General features: G+C 66.8%; 11 protein-coding genes and 10 pseudogenes. 10 read left to right on the forward strand and 11 right to left on the reverse strand.

From position 1 onward, the window contains the following. The coding region (locus FQ389_RS20145) for a hypothetical protein (protein WP_260860732.1) at window positions 1–100 on the reverse strand (100 nt) is incomplete at its 3' end. A gap of 84 nt (window positions 101–184) precedes the next feature. On the opposite strand from FQ389_RS20145, the gene FQ389_RS12405 reads away from it, so the two are divergent. Both FQ389_RS12405 and FQ389_RS20150 read left to right on the forward strand, forming a co-directional pair. Further along, window positions 185–1,279 carry an S-(hydroxymethyl)mycothiol dehydrogenase gene (locus FQ389_RS12405; RefSeq protein WP_144208074.1) on the forward strand — a complete coding sequence of 365 codons (1,095 nt, stop codon included), beginning with the start codon at window positions 185–187 and terminating at the stop codon, window positions 1,277–1,279. Further along, window positions 1,279–1,464 (forward strand): annotated as a pseudogene (locus FQ389_RS20150) (MBL fold metallo-hydrolase); the annotation flags it as partial. The gene FQ389_RS12405 and the pseudogene FQ389_RS20150, both read left to right, overlap by 1 nt. Before the next feature lie 44 nt (window positions 1,465–1,508). On the opposite strand, the gene FQ389_RS20155 reads toward FQ389_RS20150, so the two are convergent. Beyond that, window positions 1,509–2,459 carry a hypothetical protein gene (locus FQ389_RS20155; RefSeq protein ID WP_260860734.1) on the reverse strand — a complete coding sequence of 317 codons (951 nt, stop codon included), beginning with the start codon at window positions 2,457–2,459 and terminating at the stop codon, window positions 1,509–1,511. A gap of 17 nt (window positions 2,460–2,476) precedes the next feature. Next, a pseudogene (locus FQ389_RS12420) lies at window positions 2,477–3,225 on the reverse strand (hypothetical protein). Between the two features lie 338 nt (window positions 3,226–3,563). Between FQ389_RS12420 and FQ389_RS12425 the strand changes: the two are divergent. Continuing rightward, window positions 3,564–4,782 (forward strand): annotated as a pseudogene (locus tag FQ389_RS12425) (cytochrome P450). A gap of 8 nt (window positions 4,783–4,790) precedes the next feature. Next, window positions 4,791–5,133: pseudogene (locus tag FQ389_RS12430) on the forward strand (ester cyclase); the annotation flags it as partial. 139 nt (window positions 5,134–5,272) lie between these two features. Here the strand turns inward: FQ389_RS12430 and FQ389_RS12435 are convergent. Next, window positions 5,273–5,774, reverse strand: a pseudogene (locus tag FQ389_RS12435) (HAD family hydrolase); the annotation flags it as partial. A gap of 19 nt (window positions 5,775–5,793) precedes the next feature. After that, window positions 5,794–6,521: pseudogene (locus FQ389_RS12440) on the reverse strand (N-acetylmuramoyl-L-alanine amidase). Between the two features lie 307 nt (window positions 6,522–6,828). On the opposite strand from FQ389_RS12440, the gene FQ389_RS12445 reads away from it, so the two are divergent. After that, window positions 6,829–7,587 carry a cutinase family protein gene (locus FQ389_RS12445; RefSeq protein WP_144208080.1) on the forward strand — a complete coding sequence of 253 codons (759 nt, stop codon included), beginning with the start codon at window positions 6,829–6,831 and terminating at the stop codon, window positions 7,585–7,587. Between the two features lie 48 nt (window positions 7,588–7,635). Here FQ389_RS12445 and FQ389_RS12450 read toward each other — a convergent pair. The 5 genes and pseudogenes from FQ389_RS12450 to FQ389_RS12470 form a co-directional block, all read right to left on the reverse strand. Beyond that, a pseudogene (locus FQ389_RS12450) lies at window positions 7,636–8,108 on the reverse strand (TetR/AcrR family transcriptional regulator); the annotation flags it as partial. A 250-nt stretch (window positions 8,109–8,358) separates the two neighbouring features. After that, window positions 8,359–8,574, reverse strand: a complete 216-nt coding sequence (locus FQ389_RS12455) for a peptidase associated/transthyretin-like domain-containing protein (RefSeq protein ID WP_144208083.1) — start codon at window positions 8,572–8,574, stop codon at window positions 8,359–8,361. Then, complete coding sequence (locus FQ389_RS12460) at window positions 8,535–8,882, reverse strand: peptidase associated/transthyretin-like domain-containing protein (protein WP_260860722.1); 348 nt, start codon at window positions 8,880–8,882, stop codon at window positions 8,535–8,537. Before FQ389_RS12460 ends, FQ389_RS12455 begins: the two co-directional genes overlap by 40 nt. A 34-nt stretch (window positions 8,883–8,916) precedes the next feature. Then, the gene (locus FQ389_RS12465) at window positions 8,917–9,732 is read right to left on the reverse strand and encodes a quinone oxidoreductase family protein (RefSeq protein ID WP_144208089.1); all 816 of its coding nucleotides are present in this window, start codon (window positions 9,730–9,732) and stop codon (window positions 8,917–8,919) included. Window positions 9,733–9,812: 80 nt separating this feature from the next. Then, window positions 9,813–10,134: pseudogene (locus tag FQ389_RS12470) on the reverse strand (DUF222 domain-containing protein); the annotation flags it as partial. Between FQ389_RS12470 and FQ389_RS20160 the strand changes: the two are divergent. Then, window positions 10,118–10,391: pseudogene (locus FQ389_RS20160) on the forward strand (exodeoxyribonuclease V subunit gamma); the annotation flags it as partial. The pseudogenes FQ389_RS12470 and FQ389_RS20160 sit on opposite strands and share 17 nt — an antisense overlap. 64 nt (window positions 10,392–10,455) lie before the next feature. Here FQ389_RS20160 and FQ389_RS12480 read toward each other — a convergent pair. Further along, on the reverse strand, window positions 10,456–10,890 hold the full coding sequence (locus FQ389_RS12480; RefSeq protein WP_144208140.1) for a protease inhibitor I42 family protein: 435 nt from the start codon (window positions 10,888–10,890) through the stop codon (window positions 10,456–10,458). Window positions 10,891–11,034: 144 nt separating this feature from the next. On the opposite strand from FQ389_RS12480, the gene FQ389_RS20165 reads away from it, so the two are divergent. The 4 genes and pseudogenes from FQ389_RS20165 to FQ389_RS20175 all read left to right on the forward strand — a co-directional run bounded on the left by FQ389_RS20165 (window position 11,035) and on the right by FQ389_RS20175 (window position 12,782). Further along, window positions 11,035–11,541, forward strand: coding sequence for a DUF5685 family protein (locus FQ389_RS20165; RefSeq protein ID WP_260860723.1), 507 nt, complete (start codon window positions 11,035–11,037; stop codon window positions 11,539–11,541). After that, window positions 11,538–12,077: a hypothetical protein gene (locus FQ389_RS20170; protein WP_260860724.1), complete on the forward strand. Its 540-nt coding sequence runs from the start codon at window positions 11,538–11,540 to the stop codon at window positions 12,075–12,077. The genes FQ389_RS20165 and FQ389_RS20170 overlap by 4 nt, the downstream gene beginning before the upstream one ends. 117 nt (window positions 12,078–12,194) lie before the next feature. After that, a pseudogene (locus FQ389_RS12490) lies at window positions 12,195–12,341 on the forward strand (LLM class flavin-dependent oxidoreductase); the annotation flags it as partial. 147 nt (window positions 12,342–12,488) lie between these two features. Further along, complete coding sequence (locus FQ389_RS20175; protein WP_144208095.1) at window positions 12,489–12,782, forward strand: hypothetical protein; 294 nt, start codon at window positions 12,489–12,491, stop codon at window positions 12,780–12,782. The last annotated feature ends 26 nt before the right edge of the window (window positions 12,783–12,808 follow it).

Consider the following 12,808-nt stretch of genomic DNA (forward strand, 5'->3'; position numbering starts at 1 on the left):
CACTAGTGGCGGCGCCGAGCCCGGCCATCGTGTCCAACAGACCCGTCTGGTGCCCGATGCTGAGCAGCAGCGTCAGACTCGCGCCGTCGAGCGCGACCATTCGGTCGGTGAATTCCTCGGTAGTTTCCGACGGGCTCTCGGGTGGCGTCCACAGCCTGCGAAGCTACACCGTAGGTTTGAACACATGAGTCAGACAGTGCGCGGCGTGATTTCACGCAAGAAGGGCGAGCCCGTCGAACTAGTCGACATCGTCGTTCCGGATCCCGGCCCCGGCGAGGCCCTCGTCGACATCATCGCCTGTGGCGTGTGCCATACTGATTTGACCTACCGCGAGGGCGGCATCAAAGACGAGTACCCGTTCCTGCTCGGCCACGAGGCCGCTGGCACGGTCGAGGCCGTCGGACCGGGCGTAACTTCCGTTGCGCCGGGCGACTTTGTGATCCTCAACTGGCGCGCGGTCTGCGGCCAGTGCCGGGCGTGCAAACGCGGCAGGCCGCAGCTGTGCTTCGACACGTTCAACGCCACGCAGAAGATGACGCTGACCGACGGCACCGAACTCACCCCGGCACTGGGCATCGGGGCGTTCGCCGACAAGACGCTGGTCGCCGCCGGCCAGTGCACCAAGGTCAATTCCGAGGCCGACCCCGCGGTGGCCGGCCTGCTGGGCTGCGGCGTGATGGCCGGCATCGGCGCCGCGATCAACACCGGCGCTATCACCCGCGACGACACCGCCGCCGTGATCGGCTGCGGCGGTGTGGGCGACGCCGCGATCGCGGGCGCCGCGCTGGTGGGGGCGCGCCGGATCATCGCCGTCGACACCGACAACACCAAGCTGGACTGGGCCCGCACGTTCGGCGCCACCCACACGATCAACAGCGCCGAACTTGCCGAAAAAGACCTCGTCGAGACAATCCAGGACCTGACCGACGGCTTCGGGGTCGACGTCGTGATCGACGCGGTCGGCCGGCCCGAGACCTGGAAGCAGGCCTTCTACGCCCGCGACCTGGCCGGCACCGTGGTGCTGGTCGGGGTGCCGACGCCGGACATGACGCTTCAGATGCCGCTGGTCGACTTCTTTTCTCGCGGCGGTTCGTTGAAGTCGTCGTGGTACGGCGACTGCCTGCCCGAGCGTGACTTCCCCACCCTGATCGACCTGTACCTGCAGGGCCGGCTCCCGCTGGAAAAGTTTGTCTCGGAGCGGATCGGGCTGGACGGCATCGAGGCGGCGTTCGAGAAGATGCACTGCGGCAACGTGTTGCGTTCGGTGGTGATGCTCTGATGGTCGGCATCGATCGGGTGGTCACGCACGGCACCTTCGAACTCGACGGCGGCAGTTGGGAAGTCGACAACAACATCTGGCTGTTCGGGGACAACTCGAACGTCGTGGTGTTCGACGTTGCCCACGAGGCCGGCTCGATCGTCGAGGCGGTGCGCGGTCGCCACGTGGTTGCGGTGGTACCCACGTCAGCTATCCGTCACCCGATTAGCAGCCCACACAACGCTTTTCACTACTCACCCTGCCGTGACCGCTGGTCGCGGGCGCAATATCGGCGCGCCGAGCGTTTCGGCACGACGCAACAGCGGTGTAGGCGTTTGCGAGTTGCAGTCGAAACTGCGATTCGCATGAGGGTAGCAAGATGAGCGTGCAGGGGCTGCTCGAAGCTTAGCGCCGGGCGCGCCGAGGTATACACGGACCGGCCGAAACGGAAGGACCGCGATTCGTCCGCGGCGTCCGACCAGGCCAGCGCCGGCATCGCGCTGGAGACGGGTGCCGACGGCGGCGCCTCGGTCAGCAGCGCCTGACGGTCTTCCACCGCGACCGCGGTGGCCGCGGCCGGGGTAAGCTGGGTCTTGCTGGTCTCCCCCTGCCCATGCGCGGCGCGCAACGCCGCGCCGATCACCGGTGTCAGGTGGGGCCGCGGCGTGGTGACGACGGGAACGCGCAGGCGCCCGGACAGCATTGTCGTCACCGCCGGTATCTGCACCCCACCGCCCACCGACACCACCGCGACCAGATCGCGAATCCCGTTGCGCGCCAACGTCTCGTCGAGCAGCGCCAGGGACGCGGTCAGCGACGGGCGGACGCGTCGCCCAGATCGTTGCGGGTGATCCGGACTTCGCCCGGCATCCCCGGCAGTCCCTCGCCGAGGGTCGCGACCGTGCTGGACGACAGTTGCTCCTTGGCGTTGCGGCATCCGGTGCGTAGCCGGTCCAGCGGCCCGATCACCGAGGTGCCGGCCGCGTCGAAGGACTCGCTGCTGGGCAGGTTGCCCAGCACGGTCGTCAGCCTGATCGATCAGGTCACAGGAGAAGACGGGATGCCGCACCGTCGGCGCCAACGGCTGGTAGTCGCCCGCCGCGTCCATCAGCGTGATGCTGGTGCCACTACCGCCGAAGTCGCACACCGCCACGGTGCCGCGGGCCGGAATGCTCGGGTTGGCGCGCGCGGCGAACAGCACCGCACTTTTTGCTGTGATCAGCGTATATTGCCTGCTCCGGCGATCAGCGGCAGGTCCAGCGGAGTCACCCAGCCGGGCCGCAGATCGTTGACGGCCGGCACCGCGTTCAGGGCCCGCAACCCCGTCGCCAGGCACCCGGCGCGGCGTCGCGTCCCGAGCCGTCGGTGAACCGCAACGCGGTCTCCTGGAAGATGCTCGGCGTGCCCTCGATGTCGATGCGGTAGACGTCGTTGTCATGGCCGGTGGACCAGTCCGGGGCGGCGTCGAGCCCGATCCGGTTGACGTGTTTCGTAGTTGGTTTAGTCCAACAGCTCCGAGGCACGCACCCGGCGCACTTCCGAGGTCAGGCCCATCAGCGTCATCGGGAGCAGGTCGTTGGCGAAGCCGGGGTCGATGCCGGTGGTGACGCAGGACGACTCGCCCAGCTCGCAGGCTTCGGTGATCGGTTCGATCCAGTTCGGCGGGTTGAGATGCATGGTCGGCCACACCCACGGCGTCATCGCTGTCGAACAGACGTCGATGCCGACCCGCAGGAACCGGGTGATCAGCGCGATGTTCTCCTTGGCGTGCATGGCCGTCGGACCGTAGTGCACCAGCGCGTCGGGTTCAGCGCGATCAGGGCGTCGATGTCGTCGGTTGCGGCCAGGCCGACCTTCTCCGGCATGCCGCAGATTTCGCCGACGTCACGGCCAACTTTGTTGGGGTTGCTGACCCCGACGCCCACCAACTCGAAGCGCCGGTGCTTGACGATCTCGGGGATCACCATTTTGCCGACGAAGCCCGTGCCGAATACCACCACACGTTTTGAGTCGTCCCGCCATGCGATACGCCACCTTTCCGGTCGTTCGCTCCCTCCTGGAACTTCACATTAAGCTTCCCTACAGTCGCCCGTGGTGCACGATGCAATTCATGAAACGCACCTCGCCGGGCTGGCAGTGTTGCTGGCCGCAACCACCGGAGTTCCCGCGAGAACGGTCTGTACGCACTGATCCCGGTCTAGGCTCGCGGGTGGTCACCCCATTCCTTTTTCAACGGCGAAGGAGGGGCCACGTGAGCCTCGAAACCGGTTTGGCGACGCGACCGAACGGGACGCCACCGCCCGAGATGTCCCTCGCCGATGTGCATTTCGAGTCACTGGACGACACCCGCAATACCGCGTTCGCCGCGCTGCGCCGGGAGGCCCCGATCTCGTTCTGGCCGGCGATCGAGATCGAGGGTTTCGAGTCCGGCGGCGGGTACTGGGCGCTGACCAAACTCGACGACGTTCATTTCGCCAGCCGTCATCCCGACATCTTCAGCTCCGCGGGCGGCATCACGATCGCCGAGCGGACGCCGGAGCTGGCCGAGTACTTCGGATCGATGATCGTGCTCGACGATCCGCGCCATCAGCGGCTGCGTTCGATCGTCAGCAGGGCGTCCACCCCGAAAGTGGTTGCTCGCATTGAGAATTCGGTGCGGGAGCGGGCGCACGTCGTTGATCGAGAATCATCCGGACGGCCGCGCCGACCTGGTGACCGAACTGGCCGGGCCGCTGCCTCTGCAGGTCGTCTGCGACATAATGGGGATTCCGGAGGAGGATCACCAGCGAATCTTCCACTGGACCAACGTGATTCTCGGGTTCGGCGACCCGGATCTGACCACCGACTTCGAAGAGTTCATGCAGGTGTACATCGACATCGGCGCCTACGCCACCGCGCTGGCCGAGGACCGGCGAACCAACCACCACGAAGACCTGGCCACCAGCCGGGTCGAGGCCGCGATCGACGGCGACCGGCTCCACCTCCGCCGAGATCGCGTCGTTCTTCATCCTGCTGGTGGTGGTCGGCAACGAGTCCACGCGCAACGCGATCAGCCACGGCGTGCTGGCGTTGTCCCGGTTCCCCAAAGAACGGCAGAAGTGGTGGTCGGATTTCGACGCGCTGACGCCGACGGCGGTCGAGGAGATCGTGCGGTGGGAGTCGCCGGTGATCTACATGCGCCGCACCCTCACCAGCGACTTCGAGCTGAGCGGGGTGCAGATGAAGGCCGGCGACAAGGTGGCTCTGTACTACAACTCGGCCAACCGCGACGAGTCCCGCTTCGACAATCCGTGGGCGTTCGATGTCGCGTGCACCCCGAATCCGCATCTGGGCTTCGGCGACGGGGCGCATTTCTGCCTGGGCGCGAACCTGGCGCGTCGCGAGATCCGGGTCGTGTTCAGACGAGTTGTGCCGGGAGGTGGAGGTCCCGGACCTCACCGTGACGGGTAAACTGGCGGCTGTTGTCGCAATTCATTCACGGCATCAAGCAGTTGCCGGTGTCGTGGACGCCGCCGGGCTCATAGGTCGCCCCATGACGGTCCCGACGTTTCCCGCTCCCGAGGTGCTGGCGGCGCGCCAGAAAATCGTGCTCGACCACTTCCACGACGAGGTCAGCCAGGACTGGGAGACGTGCTGGCGACGTTTCCGCATCCGCGCTACGAGCTGATCCCGCAGCCGGTTCCGCGTGCGCATGACCACCTGCTTCGTCTTGGACGAGACGGAAACGCTTGTCTGCAAACGGATTTACTTCGAGGCGCTGACCATGATCAAGCAGCTGCTCGGCGGGCTGGACCTCAGGAAGCCAGCGAACTGGCTGCTGGCCCGCCCGCGCCGTGCGGGGGTTGCTGTCGATGTCGTCGGAGCAGCCGGGACCCGGCACTGACCAACACGGTTCCGCCGGCCTGCACTCGAGCAAGGTCCTAGCGTGCAGCGTTAGGATGGCCAGGACGCGCCGAGCTGATCGGCCAGATCCAGGAAAGTCCGACGCGTTGATGTCGAACTCGTCAGAGTAGCGGGATCCAGCCCGAGGTAGGTGGCGGCCATCCGATAGATCGCCGGGTCGGGTTTGAAAACGCCAGCTATCTCGGCGGCGAAGATCGCGTCGAACGGCAGCCGTGCCCGCTTGGAGATGCTAATGACCGCGGACACGTCGGCGTTGGACAGGGTGGCGCCAGGGTGAACTCGTCCTTCAGCCAGGACAGCCCGAGCGCCACGTCCGGCCACGGTTCGTGGCGCTGCCAGGCCAGGGTCAGCTCCTCGCGTTCGGCGTTGGAGAAGCCGGTGATGCCGCATTCGCCGAGCAGGGTTTCAGCGCGTCGCGATACACCGAGTGCACCGAGACCCAGCCGTCGTGGTGCTTTCGCGCGGCGGTCAGCGCGTCGAAGTATCCTGCGCGCCAACGCCGAACCAGCTCGGGCTAGTCGGTGTCCGGGTGACGTCCCGCGCTGATGCGTTGCGCCTCGCCGCAGACCGTGGAGAAGCAATCCGTCGCCGTGCCTTGCACGTCGAACAACAGCGCTTTGACCACAGCACCATCATGCAGGCTTGCCGTTGAGGAACGCGACGATGCCCGCCGTGACGACGGTCGCATACCTCGCGCGGCCGTCCGGGCTTTCCATCAGCGCGGCCTCGTCGGGGTTGCGCATGTTGCCCAATTTGACCGCCGGGTATTGGGCCAAATTCCCGGCCAGGTCGGCGCAACCGTACAGCCCATCCGACCCCAGGTAGGTGGACGGTTGAAACCCGGCCTGCACCAAGGCCTCCCGCATGGTGCGGGCCAGCTGCACGGCCGAGCCGGCCCGCACTTCGTTCAGCGGCGGACTGGAGTAGTTGACGTGGAATCCGCTGCCGGACGGCGGGCCGCCGTCGGCGTGGATGCTCACGATCGCGTCGGGGTGCATCGCGTTGGCTTGCGGCGCGCGCGTCGATGCAGGGTCCGACAGTGGTGTCGTCGCCGCGGGACAGAGCGGTGGTGACTCCCATGTGCCGCAGCGACTCACGGCTCAGCCAGACGAGGCCCAGTTGAAGCTGTGCTCGGGATAGCAGTCGCCGGTCGCGGCCCCGACGTCTGGCAGGGTTTGCTGCCGCCGCGCCCGTTGGGGACCGGCTGGTTGATCGAGGCGTCGTTGGCGCCGTTGTGCCCCAGGTCGAGGAACACCGACGACCCCGCCACACCGGCCGCGGCGCGCGGGGCGGCCCACGTCGCGGCGCCCAGCAACAGCGGCACCGCGCCGGCGACTTTCAGGACGTCCCGCCGGGGCACGCCGCGCAGATCGCTCACCCCGCGATGCTAACGGCCACTCGACAACACGAGTTTTCAGGACTCCCGGTCCGGGAACAGCTTTCGGACCGATCGCCCGCCGCGCGCGGCCCGCTGCCCTTTGTTATCCTCGGGGGGCAAGCCGCAGGATCTGCAAACCACCACGTCGGGACCGGCTAGCAGGCCTTCGGCATCGACCGGGGACATCAGGCCAAATAAGACCAGTCGCACTTACTGCGTGTCGATTTTGAGGTCTTTGGCAATCGGTGGTCCACTGGGCAAGGAACTCATAGGTTTGGGATGGGCACCGATGGGCACTTATTGCGGCATGATCGCCGGAAACATCATTCGAATCGTTGGCCCCGTAGCTGTGGCAGTGCTGGGCCTTGGCACTAGTTCCGTTGTCTCCCCTACGGCTTCGGCTCAGCCATGTCCCGACGCTCAAGTGGTGTTTGCGCGCGGCACCGGCGAGCCGGAAGGCGTCGGCCCCACAGGGCAGGCGTTCGTCGACAACCTGCGTGCGCGCGAGGCCGGAAAGTCGGTCGACGTGTACGCGGTCAACTACCCGGCCAGCAACGAATGGAACACTGGGCTGGACGGGATCCGGGACGCCGGCGCGCACATCGTGTCGATGGCCAACGAGTGCCCAAAGACCAAGATGGTGCTCGGCGGGTTTTCCCAGGGCGCGGCCGTGATGGGGTTTGTGACCTCCGCGCAGGTGCCCGACGGCGTTGACCCCGCCACCGTGCCCAAGCCGTTGGCACCCGACGTCGCAGACCACGTCGCCGCGGTGGTGCTGTTTGGGGCGCCGAACGTGCGGGCGATGAACTTCCTGGGTGAGCCGCCGGTGGTGATCGGTCCGGCGTTTCAGGCCAAGACCATCGAGGTCTGCGCCACCGACGACCCGGTGTGCTCGGACGGCATGAACTTCGCCGCGCACAACACCTACGCCGACAACGGCGCCATGATCGACAAGGGCGCTGCCTTCGCCGCCAGCCGTCTGGATGCGGCGGGTCCGGGCGGGCCGGCACCCGCGACGCCGCCCAGCCCCACCGGCTTCGGTAACTGACCCACCGGGGCTTAACATGCTAAAAGTTAAAGTATGTTAAAGTGATCGCCCGATGCCGGTGGCGAAGGTCAGCTCGGCGCGTAGTTTGGCGTCCTCGGGGGTGAAGCCGTAGTCGGCGTAGGCCTTGGTGACGGCGCGCAGCAGCTGCCGGTCCGCGTTGCGAATGTTGGCGGCGGCAGCCTCGTCGGTGCGGGCCCACTCTTGCATGGCGCGTTTCAGCATCCAGTGCCGGGGCGTGACCAACGCAAGCCGGACAGCCGTTCCCGGGGCGGCAACGTGTCGATCTCGGCGAAGGATTGCCGGTCCTGATCGCAGAAGGTCTGCCACGAATCGACCAGGGCGGCGCGGTAGCTTTCCATGTCGTCGAAGTGCCAGTAGAAGCTGCCCCGGGTGGCGCCAACCTGCTTGCACAGCCGCTCGATCTTCAGCGCGCGGGCGCCTTCCTCGGCGAGCAGGGTGTAGCAGGCCCACAGCCAGTCGTCGGCTGTCAGACGCGTCGAGGGAGGCTTCCGCGCGGCCACGTCGTGCAACGCTACGTGGGAATCGTGAACAGCCGGGCGGTTCGTCGAGTCGACGTCGAGCGCGTTGAGCATCAGCGCCAGGCCGACGTACCTGGCGATGCCCATCAGCACCTCGACGGTGGCCCCCGGCCCCAGCGCTTGGTGCACCTGGTCAAAGAGCGGGACCGCGACGGTGTCGGCCCACTCGTGTAGCGGTTCGGGCTGCCGGTCCAGGTCGGCCCAGCGGGATGCGTGTCGTGGTCGCCATCCTTCATCCGGCAGCCAGGGTGAACGTCCAGTCCAGGGTGACGAAGGGTTCGTCGACGCGGGTACTGTCCGGGGTGGTACCCGGTTCGTGCCGCACGAAGTCGGCCTGCAGCGAGGTCTGGTCGGCGAAGACCGCGTCGCGGCCGATGTAGGGGTCCTCCTTGAGGAACAGCTGGGTGATCAGCGGGTGGTAGCCGTCGGCGTGGAACCAGAAGTGCACGTGCTGGGGGCCGCATCACGGATCGGTTGGCGGCGCGCATGATCTCCCCGCAGGGGCCGTCGGTGGGCACCGGGTAATAGCGCGGCGTCACCGAGCGGTACCAGAAGCGGCTCTATCGGTTCGCCTTGCTCGTTGAGGACGCGGCCGATGACGAACATCGGGGTACCGAGGACGCCGTTGGCGATGTCGGCGCCGTTGTGCACGGTGGGGCGGTTTTTGACGTAGAACGGGCCGAGCAGGTCGGACAGCAGCACCACCGCTTGGCGGGTGGGGCTGGCGATCTTGCCGAGTCGTTCGATGAAATCCATTGCGGTGAACCATTCGTCGCCGGTGAGCCGGACCTCACGGGAGAAGTCGTGCAGGTATTTGCACCAGGCTGCGCGACGGCGTCGTAGGCTTTTCCGACCGCCCAGCGGGTAGTGGGCGGTGACGGGCAGCAATTTGAACTCGCCGGACTCGAAGTAGGGCAACATCTTTCGCAGCACGTCCGCGGAGTTGATCACACTTAAGTTTGGTGCTGTCGACGCCGAAGATCCGGGTTTCGTTGCGATACAGGTCCCGGATGTCGATGTAGACGGTGTGGGTGCCGGTGGCGCTGATGACGACCAGCCGGCCGCGGCAGGCCAGGGCGGCGAGCGCGGCGTTGGTGGTGACCACGCCGACGGCGTCGTACACAACCTCGGCGCCCCTGCCGTCGGTGAGTCGTCTGATCTCGGCGGGGGTGTCGGGTCCCAAGGCCACGTACTCGTCGATCACTGCGGCGGCGGGGGTTTGAGGGTCGGGTTTGCGGCGGCCCACGCCGATGACGCGGGCGCCGCGGGCGCAGGCGATCTGCGCGACGGCGCCGCCCATTCCCCCGGTGACGCCGAAGACTCGCGATGGTCTCCCCTTGGTGAGCTGGGCAGTGTCGACCGTGCCGGACCAGGCGACGACGAAGTTGACGCCGACGGTCGCGGCCTCGTCGAAGCTGAGTTGCTCCGGTTTCCGCGCCAGCACCTCGATCGGGCCCCTGAGGAGTTCGATGTGCGAGCCGTCACGGGTGAAGCCGACGTCGCCGCCGGTCCCCCACACCTCGGCGCCCTCCCACTCCGGCGGGCCGCCGACGACGACTCCGGCGAAGTCGCGCCCGGGGGTGCGGGGCAGCACGGTCCAGTCCATTTGTCCGGCAACGTTTTAACGTCGGACGGTCGACCGAGACGGCCTCGACGCGGATCACGGCCTCGTGCTGGGTGGGGTGCGGGTCGGTCATGCAACGTCGCCGCACGCCGGGCGGCATCGACTATGGACCACTACCGTGGTGTGCTGCCCATGGGGCCGACGGGCCGCCTCGACGTCCCACCCGGTCTCGACCAGGCGCATAAACGCCTCGAGGGTGCCCGGTAGCGGCGGCACCTGAGCGCAGGAATGCTCACCATTGTCGTGGTCGTGTTTCCACTCAACGACCAGCGCATCACGATGAGACGCCAGTGCCGCCTCGCACTTCGCCGCGTCCAGGTGCGTAAGTTTGATCCGCCAACACGTGCCCTCCTCGTCAGAGGTCTGGGTGATCGAGGCCTGCGGGTGTCCGATCTCCTTCCCGATCCGTTTCGCCGAGGAAGTCGTCATTGTTCCGGCGAAAGGCGTCGAGCGGTAGCTTTCACAGCGGCTCTCGCACGTACTGGGTCGCGGAAACGGCGACGACGGCGTCTGCCGCAGGGGTGTCGTTCTGGAATCCGGTATCGCTGATCGCTGAACTCACCGGCACTACCCACAACGATCCCTGGTCGCCCGAAGCGCTCGTCTGGCCGCTGCGCCCAATTACGAAGGAAGCCAAGCACAGTCCGAACGCTAAAGGGATGCATTGCTGATCCGCTATCTGATCGCCGACAACCCACGTCGCCTTTACTGCACCGTCACTATCGCCCTGTACTGGCAAACCGGGGCGGGGTTCTTGCCGACGATGCTCGAGTAGCTGGTGGAGATCGTCGTCGTGCCGGGCTTGAGCGCGGTGAACGTCCACATCTCCGAGCCGGGCGCGCCCAGCGCGTCGGTGCTGGGCGGCACGTACTGGTGACTGTTCTGCTCAATGATGGACGAGTCGGCGATCTTCGTGTCCGCTGACCAGCGATACGGTGTGCTGTAGTTCGAGCCCAACTGCAGTTTCAGGGTGTTACCCACCGCCAGTGTGACATTCTCGGTGATGTTGTTCTGCTTGAGCACCTGTTCCATCGGCACGGCGAGGGTCTTCGACGTCGGCGGTTTTCTGCTCGCGAAGTGGCAGCCCACCAACATCGGCGAGACGAGAATCGCGACGGTCACGACAAGCCGGATCTTCACGATAGTCATCACCTCCATTATGTTTATGCCCGACAACCCCTGCGCCACCCCGGCGGGGTAGTTAGCGGCGGCACACCGAAAACGGGGTGCGAACCAGGTCGTTGTTTCGGCACGCGTTTGCTGTGGGTCGGGTAGCTTCTGTGCATGTTCGGCATCATCCGGCCCTGCCGTCATCGACTCAGCGGCGAGCTCGCAGCAGCCTGGACTGCACGATTATGCGGATTGTGTCTGGCACTGCGCGAAGACTATGGACAATCCGCGCGGATCGCCACCAACTATGACGGTCTTGTGGTCTCGCTTCTAGTCCAGGCGCAATTGACCGAGAAGCCAACGCGCCGTAAGGCCGGACCGTGCCCACTGCGCGGCATGCGGCGCGCCGAGGTGGCCACCGGCGACTGCGCCCGCCTGGCCGCCGTGGTGTCGCTGGCCCTGGCGGCCGCCCGGGTGCGCGATCACGTCGACGACTACGACGGCGTGGTCGGGGCGGCCGGTGTCGGTCCGGCGGCCCGGCGCATCGCCGAGCGCTGGGCGCGCCAGGGCACCGACACTGGTCACGCGCTGGGCTCGACACCATCGCGCTCGTCGCCGCGATGGACCGGCAGGCCGCATTCGACGCGACCGCCGGACCGGGCAGCTCGCTGTTGGCGGTGACCGTACCCACCGAAACCGCCGTCGCCACAGCGTTCGGCTACACCGCGGTACTGGCCGGCCGACCCGGCAACCAGGCGCCGCTGCGCGAGATCGGTCGGCTGTTTGGAAGGATCGCGCATCTCCTCGACGCGGTCGAGGATCACGATGCCGACCTGGCTCACGGCAAATGGAACCCGTTGGCCGCCACCGCAAGCCCGATCACCCAGGCGCGGGTGCTATGCGACGACGCCGCGCTGGGCATCGAGTTGGCGCTGGCCGAGGTCGAATTCAACGACGGCCGACAGGCCCAGCAGCTGCTGACCCGCGAGGTGCGCCGGGCGATCTCACACACCTTCACCAAATCGGGCAACCCCGCCTGCGGAACACCGCACGGCCAGCAGGAACCCATCAACTTCGGCGACCAGCCACCCGGCGGCGGCTACCTCAACGCTGGGCGGCATCAACCCCGAAAAGGTGCCCGCCCCGGGCACCAAGGCCAAGGGCGGCGCGGTGGCGTGTGCTGCTGCGACGGATGCTACTGCTGCTGCGATTGCTGAGACTGCAACTGAGCCGGCGATCGAACTGCTTGCGCCATTACATCTTTGTGACGTGTTTCGGCCCGTGCGGCCAACAACCGAGCTGTACGGCTGGATGGGCACGTGTTTGGGCTCTAGGTCATCGGCTACCATCACCCGCTGGAGATCGCCAAGCGGTACGGCACCTTGGACAAGGTCAGCAACGGCCGGCTCATTCTCGGCGTCGGCAGCCTCAAGGAGGAATTCGACCTGCTCGGCGTTCCCTTCGAGGACCGTGGGCCGCGCGGCTGCTGCAATGGCACGCCGCGCCGCGCGCTCTCATCTCCCCGGAAGTGGTGCCGTTTCGGCCCCACCGCGGAATCCTGCTGATCGTCGAGGAACCCGCCGCCGGCCGTCAGGACGACTGGCTGCAGTGGCTGCACACCACAGCATATGCCGGCCCTGCTTGCCACCCCGGGCACGGCGGGCGCCTGGACATTCGGGGCCAGCACCGGGTGGCGCCGACTGACCCGCGGGTGGCGAACTGACCACCAATACATCACCGTCGTCTACCTCGACGATGACCCGCTGCGCACCACCGGCGCGCTGGCACCGCTCGTCGAACAGCGCTGGCAATCCCCAGGTCATGCGTCCGGTATTCGCCGGTCCGCTGCGCAGCATGATGATCAGTTGGGACGCCTGGCCTTCTGTGGGCACGCGCTGAGCAGCGCCTCGCGGCTACGGTAGACGCGGGCCGGTGCAGCGGGCGCACT

This window comes from Mycobacterium tilburgii (assembly GCF_902168065.1).
Lineage (GTDB): Bacteria > Actinomycetota > Actinomycetes > Mycobacteriales > Mycobacteriaceae > Mycobacterium > Mycobacterium tilburgii.

Coding starts and splice junctions, on each gene's coding strand:
- FQ389_RS12405 (WP_144208074.1), top strand. CDS start 185: ATGAGTCAGACAGTGCGCGGCGTGATTTCACGCAAGAAGGGCGAGCCC.
- FQ389_RS12445 (WP_144208080.1), top strand. CDS start 6,829: ATGGGCACTTATTGCGGCATGATCGCCGGAAACATCATTCGAATCGTT.
- FQ389_RS12460 (WP_260860722.1), bottom strand. CDS start 8,882: ATGGATTTCATCGAACGACTCGGCAAGATCGCCAGCCCCACCCGCCAA.
- FQ389_RS12465 (WP_144208089.1), bottom strand. CDS start 9,732: ATGGACTGGACCGTGCTGCCCCGCACCCCCGGGCGCGACTTCGCCGGA.
- FQ389_RS20165 (WP_260860723.1), top strand. CDS start 11,035: ATGTTCGGCATCATCCGGCCCTGCCGTCATCGACTCAGCGGCGAGCTC.
- FQ389_RS20175 (WP_144208095.1), top strand. CDS start 12,489: ATGCCGGCCCTGCTTGCCACCCCGGGCACGGCGGGCGCCTGGACATTC.